We start from the raw sequence: 20,483 nt of genomic DNA on the forward strand, positions 1-20,483 counted from the left end.
CCCAGCAACCGACAACGGCCGACCATGCGTACCAGTCAATATTTGCTCGCCACATTAAAAGAAACGCCAAACGATGCGGTGGTGATCAGCCATCAGTTGATGCTTCGTGCCGGTATGATTCGCAAGCTCGCGTCCGGCCTCTACACGTGGCTGCCCATGGGCCTGCGTGTTCTGCGCAAAGTCGAAGCCGTCGTGCGCGAAGAGATGGACGCTGCCGGCGCGCTGGAAGTACTGATGCCGGGCATTCAACCGGCCGAGCTGTGGCAGGAATCCGGCCGCTGGGAGCAGTACGGCCCTGAGCTGCTGCGCCTGAAAGACCGCCATGACCGCGACTTCTGCGCGGGTCCGACCCATGAAGAAGTGATCACCGATCTGGCTCGCAATGAGCTGAGCAGCTATAAACAGCTGCCCATCAACATGTACCAGATCCAGACCAAATTCCGCGACGAAATCCGTCCCCGCTTCGGCCTGATGCGCGGTCGTGAATTCATCATGAAGGACGCCTACTCGTTCCATGCCACCCAGGAGTCCCTGCAGGAAACCTACGACCGCATGCACCAGGCGTACTGCAACGTGTTCACTCGCCTGGGCCTGAATTTCCGTCCCGTTGTCGCGGATAACGGCTCGATCGGGGGTGCGGGTTCTCACGAGTTCCACGTGCTGGCCGAGTCGGGTGAAGACGATATCGTGTTCAGCGACACCTCCGATTACGCTGCCAACATCGAGAAGGCCGAAGCGATTCCAAGGGAGCAGTCCCGCGCGGCCGCCACCGAAGACTTGCGTCTGGTCGACACGCCGGATGCCAAGACCATTGCCGCACTGGTGGAGCAGTTCGGTCTGGCCATTGAAAAAACCGTCAAGACCCTGGTTGTGCACGCTGCCGAGGAAGGCAAGCTGATCGCACTGATCGTTCGTGGCGACCATGAGCTCAACGAAATCAAGGCGGCCAATCATCCTCTGGTAGCCAGCCCGCTGGTGATGGCCAGCGAAGCCGAACTGCGCGCTGCCATCGGTGCTGGTGCCGGGTCCCTCGGTCCGCTGAACCTGCCACTGCCCTGCATCATCGACCGCTCCGTCGAGCGCATGAGCGATTTCGCCATTGGCGCCAACATCGATGACAAGCACTATTTCGGCGTGAACTGGGAGCGTGATCTGCCCGTGCCTGAAGTCGCCGATCTGCGCAACGTGGTCGCAGGTGATCCGAGCCCGGATGGCCAAGGCACGCTGGTTATCAAGCGCGGGATCGAAGTGGGCCACATCTTTCAACTGGGCACCAAATACAGCGATGCAATGAAGTGCCAGGTGCTGGGCGAAAACGGCAAGCCGGTGACCCTCACCATGGGTTGCTATGGCATTGGTGTGTCGCGAGTGGTCGCCGCTGCCATCGAGCAGAACAACGACGGCAACGGCATCGTTTGGAGCGACGCGCTGGCGCCATTCCAGATTGCCTTGGTGCCTCTGCGCTACGAAACGGACGCCGTCCGCGAAGCCACCGATAAGCTTTACGCGGAACTGACGGCCTCCGGTTTCGAAGTATTGCTGGATGACCGCGACAAAAAAACCAGCCCCGGCATCAAGTTCGCTGACATGGAGTTGATCGGTATCCCTCATCGCATCGTGATCAGCGATCGCGGCCTGGCGGAAGGCACACTGGAATACAAGAGCCGGACCGAGTCGGAGACACAATCCTTGCCGCTGGCCGACGCCGTTTCGTTCATCAAAGGCCGGATCAAGCCCTGAGTCAGACGCGCGCCCGTATGATGCGGGCGCGCTCGGCCTCCGGCAGTACACTGCCCCCTGCGACAAGAGATCTCATGTTCAAGCGAAGTTCCTCTAGCCTCGCGAGCGCTGCGTTGTGCGGCAGCCTGCTCGTCAGTGGTTGCGCCAATCACCTGTCTCAACGCAGCGAGCATGAAGAGCGCGTTGACCGCAAACTGCTCGATCACAGCTTCCAGATCGATGTCGGAGAACCGAAAACCCTCGAGCTGCCTCAGCGTCGTGTCAGGATTCATGAGCTCAAGACGTTCGACATCACCGAATACGACGTCACCCGCCATTACGATCGTTACACCCCCTACCAACCCTGGCGTGAAATCTATGAGATACCGCTGGGGGCGGTGGCCATCGTGGCGGGAGTGGGTGCCAACGTGGTCAACCTGCTGACCTTCGGCAGCTTGCCAGACAGCGTCACCAAGGACTGGCTGAACTATGGCGTCGCTGGTATCAACCCGTTCATGAACGTGCCGTCCAATGGGCGCGCACAGCAAAACCTGGCAGGCATCGACGAGATCCAGCACGATCACCGCATCGAACACACGAGCTTGCCATGGAGCGAAAGCCCGGTCGAAGTCACAGCCGGAAAAGAAACCAACGAGCTGAACACAGATCGCAACGGCGTGCTGAGAGTCAACCTGCTGGACAGCCCGTTCGCCGAGCAGGACCTGACTCGCATCACCCGGTTGAACATTCGGGTGACCGATGATCAGAGCACCGTACAGGCCAGCACCGGCCTGCCGCTGAGTAAATCGTTACGAGGCAAGTTGATCGAAGCGCACGACCTGATCTACGACGATCTGGAAGACGACGACGTGAGCCAGTGGGTGCATCGGGTCAAACGGCTGTCGGAACTAGGCCTGGAAGAACAGGCCAGCGATCTGGAACAGTCCTTGATCGAGATGACCCGCAATGATCCGCAACTGCAGCATGAATTCCTGCGCGCGTTGGCAAAGGACGCGGGGCGGCTGGTCGCAGTGCCTGCGGGGAGTGATTGACAGGCACTCTCAAGGAAACAACTGGAGCTGTTCATGAGCGCCTCGCAGGTCATGCAGGCGCACCCCAACACCGAGCAGGCGCACCGGCTTGCTCCCTCTGGCGAATGCCTGGGTCAGTAGCTGCTCGTAGCTGTCCAGATCCCTCCCCGCTCCCGCCTGCTCCAGGGTGGTCTGGGTGAAATCGTGGAATTTGACCTTCACGAACGGCTTGCCCGGCCGGTAATGGTTATCCATCCGCGCAATGCGCCCATTCAGGTTGTCGAGCAATGCAGGAAGCTTCTCAAGGCAGCTCGCCAGATCGGGAAGGTCCTTGTCGTAAGTGTTTTCTACACTGACTGACTGCCGACGGCTGTCGTTTTGCACAGGACGTTCGTCCACCCCATGGGCCAGATTCCACAGACGCTCGCCGAATGAGCCGAACTCTCGGACCAGCGACAGCCGACTCCATTGCCTGAGGTCGGCGCAACTGATGACGCCCAGGCGACCGAGCTTGTCAGCCGTGACCTTGCCGACCCCGTGCAACTTGGAAACTGGCAGCTCGGCAACGAAGTCCTCTACTTGATCGGGCGTGATGACGAACAGGCCGTTGGGTTTGCGCCAATCGCTGGCGATCTTGGCCAGAAACTTGTTCGGTGCGACCCCCGCCGAGACGGTGATATGCAACTGATTCGATACCCTTCGACGAATGTCCTGGGCGATGCGCGTTGCGCTGCCTGCAAAGTGGCCGCACTCGGACACGTCCAGGTAAGCCTCGTCCAGCGACAGTGGCTCGATCAGATCCGTGTAGTCCCGGAAAATGGTGTGGATTTCCTTCGAGGCTTCTTTATAAGCGTCCATCCGCGGCTTGACGATGGTCAGGTCCGGGCAGAGTGACAAGGCGTGCCGCGAAGACATCGCCGAGCGAACGCCATAAGCCCTTGCCTCATAGTTGCAGGTCGCGATCACCCCGCGCCGATCCGCCGAGCCGCCCACGGCCAAGGGCTTTCCCGCCAGGTTCGGGTCGTCGCGCATCTCGATGGCGGCATAGAAGCAGTCACAGTCGATGTGGATGATTTTGCGCTGCAGCATGACCAAGCAATCGTAGGAAAACGGTTGAGCAGTATCTCACTCACGCCGACGTCTGACACTCTCCGTGCGACCGCTACGTCTATAAGGCGGGCGGCTCCGAACGCCTCATCGGCGCCCGCTAATGGCCCGCTGCGTCCTCTCCAACCCTAACCGTTTGAAGAAAAAAGGGTTTTTTCAACGATTTGCTTGACACCTCCTCGTTCCTCTGTAGAATGCCGCCTCACAGACGCGGGATGGAGCAGCCTGGTAGCTCGTCGGGCTCATAACCCGAAGGTCGTCGGTTCAAATCCGGCTCCCGCAACCAACATCAAAAAAGCCACTCAGATGAGTGGCTTTTTTGTGCGCGTGAAAATTGTTGCGGTCACACGGATGAAATATCTTTCATTAATGATGGCGCCCTGCCTAGCAGGTGGGCCTGACACAAAAGCCTTGTCAGACGTTGGGTTACGAGCGCCAACGCTGCGAGTGTGGTCATTTTGGCGTTCGTGACGTTAAAAGGTTGACACGCTGCCGTTGGGCTGTAGAATGCCGCCTCACAGACGCGGGATGGAGCAGCCTGGTAGCTCGTCGGGCTCATAACCCGAAGGTCGTCGGTTCAAATCCGGCTCCCGCAACCAAACGTCTGAAAAAAGGCTACTCGAAAGAGTGGCCTTTTTTTTGCCCAGATGAAAGCAGCGAACAGCTGGATGAAACGCTTGTCACAGTTTCTTGCCCGACTCCAGTGGTCTTGCATGGCTTGTTACCGTATGTTGCCGGGCGCGATAGTTTTTAGATCCGTGGTCGATACACTTGCCGAGCATCTGAACCTAGACTCTATGGTCACGAACGTGTCGCCGGATTCGCCCCATCAGGCTATGCCCCTGTCAGACGTAGGCGATAACATCCTGAATTATTTTTGCGTAGGGATTGGTAACTTGGCTGTATACCCCCATCCTGTCGCGCACGATCCAAGGAGTGATTGATGCGCGCTAACCCACCCGACATCCAAGAAGCACTTCCGGAAATACCTCCGGCCCCCCCTGCCCGACCGCGCGCACGCGAACTGGTGAGCAAATACCGTCAGCCGATCGGGGTGGCGGTGACCATCATCCTGTTCGCCCTTGCGCTGATTGCCTGTCGGCACATGCTGACCGAGCTCGACATCTACGCCCTGCAGGACTCCTTACTGAGTGTTCCACTTCCTTCATTGGGTGGCGCATTGCTGGCGACGGTCATCGGCTTCACCATCCTGCTGGGCTACGAATGGTCTGCCAGCAAATACGCTAATGTCGAACTCCCCGCCAAGTCCTTGGTCATGGGCGGATTCTGCGCTTTCGCGATCGGCAATGCCGTCGGGCTGTCGATGCTGTCCGGGGGCTCCGTGCGTTACCGCCTGTACTCGCGACTGGGCCTGGGGGCAGGCGAAGTGGCCCATATGACTCTGTTCGCCAGCCTTTCGCTCGGTTGTGCGTTGCCGCCGCTCGCGGCGCTGGCCACCCTGAGCGACCTGCCTTCGGCGTCCCTCGCGCTGCACATGCCAGTGCCCGTGCTGGCGACCATTGCGCTGGCGGTACTGGCGCTCAGCCTGATCCTCGGCATAGCCGTCTACCGTAGGCGCTTGCCTGAGCAGCCCCTTGAGCACAACCTGCTGGTGCGCGCCGGGCGTCGGACGATACGCTTGCCAGGCCTGCGCCTGACACTGATGCAACTGGTGATTACCGCACTGGACGTGGCTGCGGCTGCGGCAGTGCTTTATCTACTGCTGCCGTCCGCACCGCCATTCGGCGCTTTCCTGCTGGTGTATCTGTTGGCGTTGGCCGCCGGCGTGCTCAGCCACGTCCCAGGCGGGGTCGGGGTTTTCGAAGCCATCCTGTTGACGGCCTTTGCCGATGAGTTGGGCGCCGCTCCGCTGGCTGCTGCGTTGCTGTTGTATCGCTTGATCTACGTGTTGCTGCCGCTTCTGGTTGCCTGCCTGGTGCTGCTGTTCAGCGAAGCGAAGCGCCTGCTGTTCGCCCGGCAGGCCATTCGTGTGGCATCCGGCCTGGGTGCGCCGATTCTGGCTCTGCTGGTGTTCCTCTCCGGCGTGGTTCTGCTGTTTTCCGGGGCGACCCCTGAAATCGACACGCGGCTTGAAAACCTGGGCTTTTTGATTCCCCACCGGTTGATCGATGCGTCGCACTTTGGTGCCAGCCTCATCGGCGTGCTCTGCCTGCTGCTGGCGCAGGGCTTGCGTCGACGTCTTTCCGCGGCCTGGATGCTGACCACGATCCTGTTGTTCGCTGGCTCCATTCTGTCGATTCTCAAAGGGTTCGATTGGGAAGAGGCCAGCCTGCTGCTGCTCACCGCTTGCCTGCTGGCGATTTTCCGTCGCTCGTTCTATCGCCCGAGTCGTCTGCTGGAACTGCCCTTCTCGCCGCTTTACCTGGTGGCCAGCGTCTGCGTTCTGGGAGCGTCGTTCTGGCTGCTGCTGTTCGCCTATCAGGACGTGCCCTACAGCCATCAGTTGTGGTGGCAATTCACGCTGGACGCCGACGCGCCACGAGCCCTGCGCTCCGCCTTGGGCAGCGCAGTGCTGCTGGTGATCGTGTCGTTGACCTGGCTATTGCGCACAGCGCGTCCCCAGATCGTCCTGCCAGACGAGGCCCAACTGGCCAAGGCTGCTGAAATCATCAAGGCTTCGAATCAACCGGACGGCGGGCTGGTGCTGACGGGCGACAAGGCGGTGTTGATGCACCCGGACGGCAACGCGTTCCTGATGTATGCCCATCGGGGTCGCAGCCTGGTGGCTTTGTATGACCCGATCGGTCCCACCCAGCAACGCGCCGAGCTGATCTGGCAATTCCGTGACCTGTGCGACGTGCACCATGCGCGCCCTGTCTTCTATCAGGTCCGTGCCGAGAACCTGCCGTTCTACATGGACATCGGCCTGACGGCGATCAAACTGGGCGAAGAGGCGCGGGTGAACCTGAACACCTTCGACATCGACGCCAAAGGCAAGGAAATGAAAGACCTGCGCTACACCTGGAACCGAGGTGGTCGCGACGGTCTGTCACTGGAGATCTACGAGGTCGGTCAGGCACCGATGGACGAGTTGAAGGTGATCTCCGATGCCTGGTTGACCGGCAAAAACGTGCGCGAGAAAGGTTTCTCTCTGGGTCGCTTCAGCCTGGACTACCTCAAGCACTTCCGCATCGCGATCGTGCATTTCCAAGGCAAGCCGGTGGCGTTCTCCAACCTTTTGGAAACCTCGCGCAACGACATTGCCAGCCTCGACCTGATGCGTTCCCACCCGGATGCGCCGAAGTTGACCATGGAATTCATGATGGTCGGCTTGATTTTGCATTACAAAAAGGAAGGTTACAGCCGCTTCAGCCTGGGCATGGTGCCGTTGTCGGGTTTGCAACCCCGGCGTGGTGCCCCACTGACCCAACGCCTGGGTTCGATGGTTTTCACCCGCGGCGAGCAGCTTTACAACTTCCAGGGACTGCGTCGCTTCAAGGACAAATTCCAGCCTGACTGGGAACCTCGTTATATGGCCGTGCCCGCCGGACTGGATCCGTTGGTGGCGCTGGCAGACACCGCCGCCCTGATTGCGGGCGGCCTGACTGGATTGGTGAAACGCTGATGATTCAACGCTACTGGCGCTTTTTACTCGCAGCCCTGGTCATTCTGGTCGTGGCATTGGGATTCTGGCTGTGGAACCGCCCCGCCGCACAACCGACACTTGAACGCATGACCTTGGATGATGGGTCCGCCTTGATCCGCGCAACGCCCTCGACGAAGGTCAAGACACGCGTGGCGCTGGCCGTGACCACCGAAGATTCCCTGACCGAGAAGCAAGTGCTGGCGCTGAGCTACGATGCGTCCGCCCAAGTGATTCAGGTCGTTCTGCCCAAGGACGACTGCCAACTGCAGCAAAAGGCGTTCAACGCCGCGCTGCAAAAGCTCGACGGCACACCCGACGTCGTCGCAGGGATCAGCGCAGGCGGCTCGGTTGCCTGGGACTGGCTGGCCGGGCAAGGCAACGACAAGGCCCAAGCCATTTCGGTGAATTTCGTGCTCAATCAACCGGATTGCAAAGTCCCGGCCCCAAAAAGCGCCGCTCATGGCAAATGGACCGTCGCCTGGAACGACGGACCGGATGATGAGACTGCCGTATTCGTGCGTGACACCCCGAATGCCGAAACCAAGATCAGCGACTACGACATCAAGTACCCACAGATCCTGAACACCGAAGTGCGTCATTTGCTGATCGCGGACGACGCCAACGGCGGGCTGAATATCCCTGTGGTGGAAGTCCCGTCGAGCCAGCCTTCCGATACCGTGACCCTGTTCCTCTCCGGGGATGGCGGTTGGCGTGACCTGGACAAGGACGTTGCCGGCGACATGGCGAAGTCGGGCGGCTACCCCGTGGTCGGCATCGACACCCTGCGCTATTACTGGGAGCACAAATCACCCGAGCAGACCGCCAGCGACCTCAGTGAGTTGATGGCCCATTACCGGCAGAAATGGGGCGCCAAGCATTTCGTGCTCGCCGGCTACTCGTTCGGTGCCGACGTGCTCCCTGCGGTCTACAACCGCCTGCCAGAAGAAGACAAGGCGCGTGTCGACGGCATCATCCTTCTTGCCTTCGCGCGCAGTGGCAGCTTTGAAATTGCCGTAGAAGGCTGGCTCGGGGCGTCCGGCAAGGAAGCGGCCACCGGTCCGGAAATGGCCAAACTGCCGGCGGACAAAGTGTTCTGCGTGTATGGCGTGGAAGAAAAAGACGAAAGCGGCTGCACCGAAGCCACGGCGCCCGGCCAGAAGCTGCAATTGCCAGGTGGCCATCACTTCGACGAAAACTACCCATCGCTGGCCAAACGCTTGATCGCGGTCATCGACAAGTGGAAAGGCAAGGAAGCGCCAGAATCGGCCAGCGCCGAGTAAACCTCGGGCCATAAAAAATCCCCGCCATCGTGAGACGGCGGGGATTTTTTATGTGCGGCTTTCACCCTCTTTTGGAGCAATCAGGCCGCGCGCTCATGGCCGCGGCCAGCCTATACGGGGTGAAACCTCGTTACATCTCCACCTGCGTTCCCAGTTCGATCACGCGGTTATACGGCAGCTTGAAGAAGCGCAGGTTGCCGTTGGCGTTCTTCAACATGAAGGCGAACAGCCCTTCCCGCCAGCGGGCCATGCCGGCCAGTTTCGTGGAAACCACCGTCTCACGGCTCAGGAAATAGGTCGTGCGCATAGGGCTGAAATCCAGGTCAGGCAGGTGACAGAGTTTCAGGGCTGCCGGAACGTCCGGCTCATCGATGAAGCCGAAATGGAGAATCACCCGGAAGAACCCTTCGCCGTATGCCTCGACTTCGAAACGCTGGGCGGTGGGCACGCGAGGTGTGTCTTCATAGACCACGGTCAACAGCACCACCTGTTCGTGCAGCACCTGGTTGTGCAGTAGGTTATGCAGCAGTGCATGGGGCACCGCATCCGGCCGCGCGGTCAGGAACACCGCCGTACCCTGTACACGGTGAGGCGGTTGCACGCGAATGCTGCCAATGAAGATCGGCAGCGGCAGCCCGCCTTCGTCGATACGATCGACCAGCAATTGTTTGCCGCGCTTCCAGGTCGTCATCAGGATGAACAGCGCGATGCCCGCCAGGAACGGGAACGCACCGCCTTGTATCACTTTCGGTACGTTGGCCGCGAAGAACAGGCCATCGACGAAGAGGCACCCCACCAGGATCGGCACCGCGACAAGGGGTGGCCACTTCCATCCGAGCAACATCACCGCTGCCACCAGAATGGTGGTGCACAGCATGGTCCCGGTTACCGCAACGCCATAGGCTGACGCCAGTGCGCCGGACGACTCGAACCCCAATACCAGCAGAATCACCCCGACCATCAGCGACCAGTTCACCGCACCGATGTAAATCTGGCCTTGAGCGTCGCTGGAGGTGTGCTGGATGTACATGCGCGGGATGTAACCCAACTGGATGGCTTGGAGCGTCATGGAGAATGCGCCGGAGATCACGGCCTGCGAGGCGATAATGGTCGCCAGCGTAGAGAGACCGATCAGTGGCAGCAGCGCCCAGCCTGGGGCCAGCAGATAGAAGGGGTTGCGAACGGCTTCGGGGTCTTCGATCACCAGCGCCCCTTGGCCGAAGTAGTTGAGCACCAGCGCAGGCAGGACCAGGCCGAACCAGGCGCGGGAAATCGGCTTGCGACCGAAATGGCCCATGTCGGCGTACAGCGCTTCGGCACCGGTCAACGCCAGCACCACGGCCCCCAGTACCGCAACACCGATGCCTGGATGGTCGATGAAGAATCGCACCGCCCAGACTGGATTGACCGCGTGCAGCACCTCAGGCTGTTGCACGATGCCATGAATACCCAACACGCCAAGTGTGACGAACCACAGCACCATGATCGGCCCGAACATGACACCGATGCGCGCCGTGCCGTGCCGCTGGATCAGGAACAGTGCCACCAGCACGATCAACGCGATCGGCACCACCCAGTGATCCAGTCCGTCGAAGGCCAGCTCCATGCCTTCAATGGCTGACAGCACCGAAATAGCGGGGGTGATCATGCTGTCCCCGTAGAACAGCGCCGCACCGAACAGACCGAAGACGATCATCGTCGCCTGCAGCTTCGGAAATTTTGCCGAGGCCCTCCGTGCCAGCGCCATGAGGGCCATGATGCCGCCCTCCCCGTCGTTGTCGGCACGCAGCACCAGCGCCATGTATTTGAATGACACGACCCAGACCAGCGCCCAGAAAATCAGCGACAGGATGCCCAGCACCGCGTCGTGTCCGGCCTGCACACCATAACCGCCAAGAAACACCTCTTTGATCGTGTACAGCGGGCTGGTGCCGATGTCGCCATAGGCAACACCGACCGCTCCCACCAGCAAACTCAAAGGTTTCACTGAAGACTGCCCGGCGTCTGCCTGACTCGTTGCGTGACCCATTTACCACTCCTGAAACCATGACTCGAGCACGCGACAAGCGGCTGTCCGATTGACCTGCCGCCTGCCGGTTAATTCCGAGGTACCCGGACAACCAAGGGGGGCCGGGTTCAACGCCGCGAAGCATAGCGCAGCACTCGTCGTAATTCTCGGCATAACGCTGGTCAATCGCGACGCTCATCGCTAGAATTGCGCACTTTTTGATCAGAGGCGCCCCAAACGCCCAGTCGATGCCCAGGCCAACGGCCCCGGCATACCTACACCGAGGTTAGTCAATGTCCACCGTCACCACGCCTGCCGCCCCCAAGGTCGGCTTTGTCAGCCTCGGATGCCCGAAGGCTTTGGTCGATTCCGAGCGCATCCTCACGCAGTTGCGCATGGAAGGCTATCAGGTCGTGCCGACCTACGAAGATGCCGATGTGGTGGTGGTCAACACCTGCGGTTTCATTGACAGCGCCAAGGCCGAGTCGCTGGACACCATCGGCGAAGCCATCGCTGAAAACGGCAAGGTCATCGTCACCGGCTGCATGGGCGTGGATGAAAGCGTCATCCGCAATGTGCACCCCAGCGTGCTGGCGGTGACGGGGCCGCAGCAATATGAGCAGGTGGTCAACGCGGTCCATGACGCCGCGCCGCCGAAGGTCGACCACAACCCGCTGATCGATCTGGTACCGCCGCAAGGTGTCAAGCTGACACCGCGCCACTATGCCTACCTGAAGATTTCCGAAGGCTGCAATCACAGCTGCAGCTTCTGCATCATCCCGTCGATGCGCGGCAAGCTGGTCAGCCGTCCAGTGGGCGATGTGCTCGATGAAGCCCAGCGCCTGGTCAAGGCCGGGGTGAAAGAACTGCTGGTCATCTCCCAGGACACCAGCGCCTACGGCGTCGACGTCAAGTACCGTACCGGTTTCTGGAACGGCCAGCCGGTCAAGACGCGCATGACCGAACTTTGCGTGGCCCTGAGTTCGCTGGGCGTGTGGGTGCGCATGCACTACGTCTACCCTTACCCGCACGTGGACGAGATCATTCCGTTGATGGCCGAAGGCAAGATCCTGCCGTACCTGGACATCCCGTTCCAGCATGCCAGCCCGAAAGTCCTGAAGCTCATGAAGCGCCCGGCCTTCGAAGACAAGACGCTGGCGCGGATCAAGAAGTGGCGCGAACAGTGCCCGGATCTGATCATCCGCTCGACCTTCATCGTCGGCTTCCCTGGCGAAACCGAAGAGGATTTCCAGTACCTGCTGGACTGGCTGACCGAAGCACAGTTGGATCGTGTTGGCTGCTTCCAGTACTCGCCGGTCGAAGGTGCGCCCGCTAACCTGCTGGACGCCCCCGTGGTGCCAGACGATGTGAAGCAAGACCGCTGGGACCGTTTCATGGCCCATCAACAGGCCATCAGCGCCGCGCGGCTGCAAATGAAGATCGGCAAGGAAATCGAGGTACTGATCGACGAAGTGGATGAGCAAGGCTTCGTAGGTCGCTCGTTCTTCGACGCGCCAGAAATCGACGGCAATGTGTTCGTGGAAAGTGATCGCGATCTCAAGCCAGGCGACAAGATCCTGTGCCGTGTGGTCGATGCCGACGAATACGATCTGTGGGCCGAGCCGGTCTGAAGACGCTTCCCCTCAAACCCCGCCAGTCCCACGGCGGGGTTTGTTTTTCCGGCTATCGTCTCCATATCAGGACCTCGATAAAAAGGAGAAGAGGCGACATGACCCACCCCTCGGTCATCTACCTGCCAAAAAAGCATGACTACGCCGAACTGACCCGCGTCTGGGAAGCCTCGGTACGGGCAACCCACGACTTCCTGCCGGAAAACTACATCACCCTGCTCAGAAACCTGCTCGAAACCCAGTACCTGGATGCAGTAACCCTTTTTTGCACGCGCGATTCGCAGCTGCGCATCACAGGCTTCGGCGGCATCAGCCCCGGCAAGCTGGAAATGCTCTTCATCGCACCGGACTGCCGAGGCAAAGGCCTGGGCAAAAAATTACTCGACCACGCGATCGAACACTATCGCATCCGAGAGCTGGACGTTAACGAGCAAAACCCCCAGGCCCTTGGGTTCTATCAGAAGCAGGGTTTCGAAATCGTGGGACGTTCGAAAGTGGATGGCCTGGGACGCCCCTACCCGATGCTGCGCATGAAGCTTAAATCGGCACGCTGACGGCCATCTTCACTCACGTACAATGCCGACCATGACCCATCCAATGACACTCCCCCGCTGCTGTCCGAGTCTGATCGCCCATTGGCCGCTGCCCCAGGCGCTGGCGAATGTGGTGCTGGTCGGCAGTGCGTTCGACCCGCACAAGTTGGTGGACGGTGATTTCCAGCGATGCCTGATCGAGCCGCCGCCCAGCATTCAACGCTCGGTCGCCAAGCGTCAGACCGAGTACCTCGCCGGCCGCCTGTGCGCGCGGGAAGCCATGCGCCTGCTTGACGATCGTCATCACGTGCCGCTCATCGGGGAAGACCGTGCCCCCGTCTGGCCGGCCGATCTGTGCGGTTCGATCACCCACACGGCGGGCTGGGCTGCCGCGATCGTGGCCAACACCCTGCATTGGCGCGGGTTAGGGATCGATGCCGAACAACTGATGAGCAGTGAAAGGGCCTCGCGCCTGGCCGGCGAAATCCTCACCGCGGAGGAACTGCAGCGCATGGCGGCAGGGCCGGAGCACAGGATGGCGCTGCATGTCACGCTGACGTTTTCCTTGAAGGAGGCGCTGTTCAAGGCCCTCTACCCCCTCGTGCGCACCCGTTTCTATTTCGAACATGCCGAAGTAGTGGACTGGTCTGAGGACGGTAGCGCGGTGTTGCGGCTGAAGATCGATCTGTCGGAGGAGTGGCACAGCGGCAGGGAGTTGCCCGCGCAGTTCAGCCTGAGGGACGGGCAATTGCTGAGCCTGGTGAGTATTGCGGCATGACCCGCGCCGCCGGGAGTGGTTCTGCGAGCCGAACGTTGGGTCAGTTGCCGCGCCCCAACGGGCAATGCTCGCAGCGCCCGACCCACTCGACCCGATGGCTCAGGCAACAGCTACGGCGCTGTCGGATCAACGCCCCGCGTGGGCTTTCCTTATAGTAAACGGCGTTGAAGAGCGGGTTGCGTTGCCCATCTGGGCGCAGCCGGTCGCGTAGCAACCCGTAGCCGACCTCGCTGGCCTGGGGATGGCTCGCCGAGAGTTCCCGCAGGCAGGTTTCCAGATAGTCCCCCGCGCTGCTCCACAGCACACCCGTTGCCACTTCGCCATAGACGCAAAGCCGTTCGATAACTCGCTGAAGATTCGAGAGCAACGGGGCGAGCCGTTCAAAAGGGTCCTGCGAATGCGATGCCCTGGAGGCCGGAGCGTCGAACCACACGCCATCCAGCACCCCGTTCTCGCTCAGGACAAAACCCACCTGCTCCAACCCCAGCGGCCAGCCCATACCTCCCACAAGACTGGCGACCACCACAGGCGGGATCAACTGCATGGCGTAAAACTTGAACCACTGCGAAACCAGAACGGACCGCTGAGCAGGCATCAGTTCTGGGCCGTAAGTCTGCATCAGCAATCGGTCCAGGGTTTCATCGCACAGCAGCGTCGCGACCGGAATGACGGGCCTGGGATCTTCAGGCACCCAGGTTTTAGCGAATCCGGCCAATGGGCCTTCGAACAGGTGACGGCTCATGGGCGTCCCTGCTGGCGTGGCCAGGTGAGGCTGAAACAGGCGCCGCCCAGTCTCTCGCTTCGCCCGATCAACGCCCGCCCCCTGTGCCAATGAACAATGCGACGAACGATCGACAGACCCAGGCCATGCCCGCCCGAGGCGCGAGTGCGGCTGTCATCCAGGCGCATGAACGGTGTGAAGATCCGCTCCCAAGCGCCTTCCGGTACACCGGGGCCATCGTCCTCGATATCGATTCGGCAGCGACCTTCCCCGAGGTGAAACCCGATTCGCACCTCCGATTCGGCATGTCGCAGCGCATTGCTCAGCAGATTTTGCAACGCGCGATGCAGATACCGGGGCGCGGCTTCGACCCACGCTTGCCCGGCCGTCGAAGCCTCTTCGTCAGTGACCGAGCGCTGCCCACGGATAACGCGCACATCAGCACGCAATGGGGCCAACTCGGCAATGACCTGGTCGATCAATGCGTCCAGATCGATGCGCCGGAAGTCCAGCGTCGGCGAACCTTGTTCCAGCCGCGCGTAAGTCAGCATCTCGTCTACCAGCTTATCCAGGTCCTGGATATCGTTGTCCATCCCCACCAAGTACTTGTGGCGCGCTTGCGGGGTACTGGCATCGTTGACCATCTCCAGCCCAAAGCGCAGCCGTGCCACGGGCGTGCGCAGCTCGTGGGAAACCGCCCGCACCAACTCACGCTGGATGGTCAGAGAGCGCTGCAAGTGCTCGGCCATGCCATTGAACGCCATGGCCAGGCGGCCCACCGAATCGGCGCCGGTGGCCGGAACCCGGGTGTGCAGGCTGCCTTGGGCAATTTGAGTCGCGGCCGCTTCCAGCCCGCGTAAGCGATGTTCCAGGCGGCGCACCAGCAGGTACACCACCACACCGATCAGGCCCAAGCCGAGAAGGGTGATCAACACCAGTAACTGGGGCGGGTAAGGATTGAACTGATACAAGGGACCGATCTCCAGCACCCATGGGGTTTTCCCAACACCGGACAGGACGCGGATTGAATCCCCGCCTTTACCCAAAGCCATTACCGTATCGCCCTCATCGATCCGCCGACGCTGATCGTCATCCACATCGGCCTGCTCCAGCTGGATCAGGTGCATGTCGAAACCAAAGTCTTTGTTCTGACGCAGCGCTTCCAGGCGAGTCGGCTGCTCGTCGAGCGGGAAGCGCACCAGTTCATCGAGCAAAAGAAAAATCGTCGCGCGGGCCAGTTGTTCGCTGATTTGCTGCACGTCCCCGCTCAGCAACACCGCGCTCTCGGCTTTGCCCGGAGTGCCGGGCTCGACTTCACGAAAAATCCGCGCCGCATGGGGGCCCGTCTGTTCGACCACGACCTGTCCGCGACTCAGCCGGTGACGCGCGCCCCCTTCCAGATGAGCCTGCGCCACGGTCTGCAGGGCCAGCGGTATGCCCAGCAAGCGCTCCCATACCGCCAGCGCCCGAGTGCGCTCGATACTGTCCATCGCCCTCAGGTTGTCCGCCATCAAGGTGAACGTGCCCTGAGCGAGCTGTTCCCGGTACCGCTCCCCGCGCACCTGATTGGCGATATGCAATGTCAGAACGCCCAGCAGCGCGACCAGAATCAGCACACCCAACATGCCCCCATAAATCCGCAGGAATATGGCGTTCATGCGTCAACCTTGGTCTGCAACGGGTGCAGGTCAATGGCCGCTTCAGGCACGAACAGGTAGCCCTTGTTGCGTATCGTCTTGATGAGGCGAGGATGGAGCGGATCGTCACCGATTCTGGGACGGATCTTTGATATGCGCACATCGATGGAACGGTCCTGCCCGTCGTACCCGACGCCGCGAAGCGCGGTGAAGATCTCTTCGCGCGACAAAATCCGCCCGGCGTTGGAGACCAGCAGCCAGAGCAGATCGAATTCGGCGCTGGTCAATTCGATGGGGCGCTCGCTGAGCCAGGCTTCGCGCAGCGCACTGTCGACCACCAGCGGACCGAAGGCCAGACGGCGCGGGTCCTGAGTCGGGCCGCCAGCACTTTCGCTGCGCCGCAACAGCGCGTGAATCCGCGCCAACAGCACACGCGGATGCACCGGTTTACAAACATAATCGTCAGCGCCCGTGTCCAGCCCCTGAATCTGGTCAGTGTCATCGGTGCGCGCAGTGAGCATCAGGATAGGGCCTTCGTATTGTGCGCGTACCTTGCGGCAAATACTCAGGCCATCTTCCCCCGGCAGCATCAGGTCAAGCATCACCAGGTCTGGCCGCTCCTCCAGTATCCGCCTTGCCGCACTTGCGCCGTCGCCTTCCAGGCTGACGTTCAGCCCATGACTTTCCAGGTAATCGCGGGTCAGTTCGGCCAAACGCAGATCGTCCTCGACGATCAACACGTGCCAGAGGGGTTGCTGCACAGTCCGATCTCCTGACTTCTTATTATGAGCACGGTGACGCGTCATCCAGCCGTGCGTTGGGGGATGCAAGGACAAGCCTTCCTGCGCCCGATTCTAACCGCTTACCCGTGTGAAGTTTTGTGAGCGCTTTCGCGGGCTCCAAAAAAACTGTGCGGTCTAAATCCCGAGGTAAAAACGGTGATCAGCGGCGTATCCCAGCAGCGACGCGGCTTACACCCAATTTCCCCAAATCCCACACACATTACACACAGATTTATCCACAGGACACACGTTGCAATCCTTCCCCAAAACGCATTATCTTGTACCCCGTCGCCGACCCAGCCCCTACATCTAGGGGTTGAGTAAAAAGGCCAAACACAAGTGGCCTTGGCATTTCAAGCTTTTTTTCCAACGCCCTCAGGGCTGAGTCACGACCGGTTTTACCGCCTGACCGCCGCCATTCCGGATGGCTCGCGAAGGTTTCAGGTTTTACGCGTAACGGTACGAGTGTTGCACGACAGAACGAGCTTTCTGCATCGAATTCATCGGGGTGACAGGGCAACCTGCGCCCATTCGGACTTCAACGCCAGGGATGGTGCCTAGAGCTTCCCCAACCGCCTTGAAGTCTCGGACCGACGTTTGTCGGTCGTTTGCTTCAGGAAGGAACGGTGGGTACGTCACAGTGCCCAAATAAACATAGAGAACGTGGAGAGACCCATGCAAACAGACACAACTCGCGAGAATCCGCAGGCCATTGCGCCGCAGACAGGTGCGACCCAGCAGGACCTGTCCGCGACTGCCCCGGGTCAGCTGCGTGTGATCAAGCGTAACGGCACCGTCGTGCCCTATACCGATGACAAGATCACCGTCGCCATCACCAAGGCCTTCCTCGCAGTTGAAGGCGGCACAGCCGCTGCGTCGTCGCGTATCCACGACACCGTTGCCCGCCTGACCGAACAGGTCACTGCAACCTTCAAACGGCGCATGCCTTCGGGCGGCACCATCCACATCGAAGAGATTCAGGATCAGGTCGAACTGGCGCTGATGCGCGCCGGCGAGCAAAAAGTGGCTCGCGACTACGTGATCTACCGTAACGACCGCTCCAAAGAGCGTGCCGGTCGTGGCGGCGAGGCGCCGGTTCAGGCCCACCCTTCGATCCGCATCACGGCCAACGACGGCAGCCTTGCGCCGTTGGACATGGGCCGTCTGAACACCATCATCACCGAAGCCTGCGAAGGCCTGGCCGAAGTCGACGCCAAGCTGATCCAGACCGAAACCCTGAAAAACCTGTACGACGGCGTGGCGCTGAAAGACGTCAATACCGCATTGGTGATGACCGCGCGTACCCTCGTCGAGCGTGAGCCGAACTATTCGTTCGTCACCGCCCGCCTGCTGATGGACACCCTGCGTGCCGAAGGCCTGGGCTTCCTGAACGTCGCTGAAAGCGCCACCCACCACGAAATGGTCGACCTGTACGCCAAGGCGCTGCCTGCGTACGTCGCCAAGGGCATCGAGTTCGAACTGCTGAACCCGGTTCTGGCCGAATTCGACCTGGAAAAACTGGGCAAGGCGATCAACCACGAGCGCGACCAGCAATTCACTTACCTGGGCCTGCAGACCCTGTACGACCGTTACTTCATCCACAAGGATGGCGTGCGTTTCGAACTGCCGCAGATCTTCTTCATGCGCGTGGCGATGGGCTTGGCCATCGAAGAAAAAGCCCGCGAAGACCGCGCCATCGAGTTCTACAACCTGTTGTCGTCCTTCGACTACATGGCCTCGACGCCGACCCTGTTCAACGCCGGCACCTTGCGACCACAGCTGTCCAGCTGCTACCTGACCACCGTTCCGGACGACCTGTCGGGCATCTACCATGCCATCCACGACAACGCCATGCTGTCCAAATTCGCAGGCGGCCTGGGCAACGACTGGACCCCAGTTCGTGCGCTGGGCTCGTACATAAAGGGAACCAACGGCAAATCCCAGGGCGTCGTCCCGTTTCTGAAGGTGGTCAATGACACCGCCGTTGCGGTCAACCAGGGTGGCAAGCGCAAAGGCGCTGTCTGTGCCTACCTGGAAACCTGGCACATGGACATCGAAGAGTTCATCGAGCTGCGCAAGAACACCGGTGACGATCGTCGTCGTACCCACGACATGAACACCGCCAACTGGATTCCCGACCTGTTCATGAAGCGTGTCTTTGACGACGGCAAATGGACCCTGTTCTCGCCTTCCGAAGTGCCGGACCTGCATGACCTGACCGGCAAGGCGTTCGAGGAGCGTTACGAGTACTACGAAGCGCTGACCGAGTACCCAGGCAAGATCAAGCTGTTCAAGACCATTCAGGCCAAAGACCTGTGGCGCAAGATGCTGTCCATGCTGTTCGAAACCGGTCACCCATGGCTGACCTTCAAAGACCCGTGCAACCTGCGCTCGCCGCAGCAGCACGTCGGCGTGGTCCACAGCTCGAACCTATGCACCGAGATCACCCTGAACACCAACAAGGATGAGATCGCGGTCTGCAACCTGGGGTCGATCAACCTCCCGAACCACATCGTCGACGGCAAGCTGGACACCGACAAGCTCAAACGCACTGTCGACGTGGCCGTGCGCATGCTCGACAACGTGATCGACATCAACTACTACTCCGTGCCGCAGGCGAAGAACTCCAACTTCCGTCATCGTCCGGTCGGCCTGGGCATCATGGGCTTCCAGGATGCGCTGTACCTGCAGCACATCCCTTATGGTTCCGATGCAGCTGTCGAGTTCGCCGACCGCTCCATGGAAGCCGTCAGCTACTACGCGATCCAGGCGTCTTGCGACCTGGCCGATGAGCGTGGCGCCTACGAGACGTTCCAGGGCTCGCTGTGGTCCAAGGGCATCCTGCCACTGGACTCGCAACAGATCCTGATCGAAGCCCGTGGCCAGAAGTACATTGATGTCGACCTGAATGAGACCCTGGACTGGGCACCGGTGCGCGCCCGCGTTCAGAAAGGCATTCGTAACTCGAACATCATGGCCATCGCGCCGACCGCGACCATCGCCAACATCACCGGCGTTTCGCAGTCGATCGAGCCGACCTACCAGAACCTGTACGTGAAATCGAACCTCTCGGGCGAGTTCACCGTGATCAACCCGTACCTGGTTCGTGACCTGAAGGCGCGCGACCTGTGGGACTCGGTCATGATCAACGACCTCAAGTACTATGACGGTTCGGTTCAGCAGATCGAGCGCATTCCGCAAGAGCTCAAAGACCTCTACGCCACCGCGTTCGAAGTCGAAGCCCGCTGGATCGTCGACGCGGCAAGCCGTCGTCAGAAGTGGATCGACCAGGCTCAATCCCTGAACCTGTACATCGCTGGCGCATCGGGCAAGAAACTGGACGTCACCTACCGCATGGCTTGGTACCGTGGTCTGAAAACCACCTACTACCTCCGTGCCCTGGCCGCGACCAGCACCGAAAAATCGACCATCAACACTGGCAAGTTGAACGCCGTTTCCAGCGGCGGCCACGGGCCGGACGACTCCGCACTTGCGGCGCCACGTCCAACCGAGGCGGCCCCGGCCGGACCGGCGCCAGTGCCTAAGGCCTGTGCGATTGATGAGCCGGATTGCGAGGCTTGCCAATAAGCACGCTGGACGCCGCACGATTCTGAGCGGCGTCCGCGTTATTGCCGAGTTTTCTGGCCTC

General features: G+C 60.5%; 13 protein-coding genes and 2 tRNA genes. 10 read left to right on the forward strand and 5 right to left on the reverse strand.

Annotation, left to right across the window (positions count from 1 at the left end; all coding sequences use genetic code 11):
- The first annotated feature begins 24 nt into the window (after positions 1 to 24).
- Positions 25 to 1,740, forward strand: a complete 1,716-nt coding sequence (locus DBP26_RS00725; protein ID WP_108236031.1) for a proline--tRNA ligase — start codon at positions 25 to 27, stop codon at positions 1,738 to 1,740.
- A 74-nt stretch (positions 1,741 to 1,814) separates the two neighbouring features.
- Positions 1,815 to 2,771, forward strand: coding sequence for a hypothetical protein (locus DBP26_RS00730; protein WP_108235693.1), 957 nt, complete (start codon positions 1,815 to 1,817; stop codon positions 2,769 to 2,771).
- A gap of 9 nt (positions 2,772 to 2,780) precedes the next feature.
- Here the strand turns inward: DBP26_RS00730 and dinB are convergent, their stop codons facing one another.
- Positions 2,781 to 3,839 (reverse strand): DNA polymerase IV, encoded by a 1,059-nt coding sequence (gene dinB / locus DBP26_RS00735; RefSeq protein ID WP_108235694.1) that lies wholly within the window; start codon positions 3,837 to 3,839, stop codon positions 2,781 to 2,783.
- A gap of 227 nt (positions 3,840 to 4,066) precedes the next feature.
- Between dinB and DBP26_RS00740 the strand changes: the two genes are divergently transcribed.
- The 4 genes from DBP26_RS00740 to DBP26_RS00760 all read left to right on the forward strand — a co-directional run bounded on the left by DBP26_RS00740 (position 4,067) and on the right by DBP26_RS00760 (position 8,744).
- Positions 4,067 to 4,143 (forward strand) — tRNA-Met (locus DBP26_RS00740).
- Positions 4,144 to 4,379: 236 nt separating this feature from the next.
- A tRNA-Met gene (locus DBP26_RS00745) sits at positions 4,380 to 4,456 on the forward strand.
- 344 nt (positions 4,457 to 4,800) lie between these two features.
- Positions 4,801 to 7,443 carry a bifunctional lysylphosphatidylglycerol flippase/synthetase MprF gene (gene mprF / locus DBP26_RS00755; protein ID WP_108235696.1) on the forward strand — a complete coding sequence of 881 codons (2,643 nt, stop codon included), beginning with the start codon at positions 4,801 to 4,803 and terminating at the stop codon, positions 7,441 to 7,443.
- Positions 7,443 to 8,744 (forward strand): AcvB/VirJ family lysyl-phosphatidylglycerol hydrolase, encoded by a 1,302-nt coding sequence (locus DBP26_RS00760; protein WP_108235697.1) that lies wholly within the window; start codon positions 7,443 to 7,445, stop codon positions 8,742 to 8,744. Before mprF ends, DBP26_RS00760 begins: the two co-directional genes overlap by 1 nt.
- A 130-nt stretch (positions 8,745 to 8,874) precedes the next feature.
- Here DBP26_RS00760 and DBP26_RS00765 read toward each other — a convergent pair whose 3' ends face one another.
- Positions 8,875 to 10,773 carry a potassium transporter Kup gene (locus DBP26_RS00765; RefSeq protein ID WP_108235698.1) on the reverse strand — a complete coding sequence of 633 codons (1,899 nt, stop codon included), beginning with the start codon at positions 10,771 to 10,773 and terminating at the stop codon, positions 8,875 to 8,877.
- 272 nt (positions 10,774 to 11,045) lie between these two features.
- On the opposite strand from DBP26_RS00765, the gene rimO reads away from it, so the two are divergent.
- From rimO to DBP26_RS00780, 3 genes are all read left to right on the forward strand, one after another.
- The gene (gene rimO / locus DBP26_RS00770; RefSeq protein WP_108235699.1) at positions 11,046 to 12,383 is read left to right on the forward strand and encodes a 30S ribosomal protein S12 methylthiotransferase RimO; all 1,338 of its coding nucleotides are present in this window, start codon (positions 11,046 to 11,048) and stop codon (positions 12,381 to 12,383) included.
- 98 nt (positions 12,384 to 12,481) lie between these two features.
- Positions 12,482 to 12,937: a GNAT family N-acetyltransferase gene (locus DBP26_RS00775; protein ID WP_108235700.1), complete on the forward strand. Its 456-nt coding sequence runs from the start codon at positions 12,482 to 12,484 to the stop codon at positions 12,935 to 12,937.
- A gap of 31 nt (positions 12,938 to 12,968) precedes the next feature.
- Entirely contained in the window at positions 12,969 to 13,694 is a 726-nt protein-coding gene (locus tag DBP26_RS00780) for a 4'-phosphopantetheinyl transferase (RefSeq protein ID WP_218565081.1), read from the forward strand.
- 40 nt (positions 13,695 to 13,734) lie between these two features.
- On the opposite strand, the gene fhuF is transcribed toward DBP26_RS00780, so the two are convergent.
- From fhuF to DBP26_RS00795, 3 genes are read right to left on the reverse strand one after another with little or no spacing between them, the layout of a single operon-like run.
- Positions 13,735 to 14,475, reverse strand: coding sequence for a siderophore-iron reductase FhuF (gene fhuF / locus DBP26_RS00785; RefSeq protein WP_108236032.1), 741 nt, complete (start codon positions 14,473 to 14,475; stop codon positions 13,735 to 13,737).
- Complete coding sequence (locus DBP26_RS00790) at positions 14,433 to 16,073, reverse strand: ATP-binding protein (RefSeq protein ID WP_108235702.1); 1,641 nt, start codon at positions 16,071 to 16,073, stop codon at positions 14,433 to 14,435. The genes fhuF and DBP26_RS00790 overlap by 43 nt, the downstream gene beginning before the upstream one ends.
- Positions 16,070 to 16,813: a response regulator gene (locus DBP26_RS00795; RefSeq protein WP_177410978.1), complete on the reverse strand. Its 744-nt coding sequence runs from the start codon at positions 16,811 to 16,813 to the stop codon at positions 16,070 to 16,072. The genes DBP26_RS00790 and DBP26_RS00795 overlap by 4 nt, the downstream gene beginning before the upstream one ends.
- Before the next feature lie 696 nt (positions 16,814 to 17,509).
- Between DBP26_RS00795 and DBP26_RS00800 the strand changes: the two genes are divergently transcribed.
- Positions 17,510 to 20,422 carry a ribonucleoside-diphosphate reductase subunit alpha gene (locus tag DBP26_RS00800; protein ID WP_108235704.1) on the forward strand — a complete coding sequence of 971 codons (2,913 nt, stop codon included), beginning with the start codon at positions 17,510 to 17,512 and terminating at the stop codon, positions 20,420 to 20,422.
- The last annotated feature ends 61 nt before the right edge of the window (positions 20,423 to 20,483 follow it).

Source organism: Pseudomonas sp. RIT409 (assembly GCF_003052515.2).
Taxonomy (GTDB): Bacteria; Pseudomonadota; Gammaproteobacteria; order Pseudomonadales; family Pseudomonadaceae; genus Aquipseudomonas.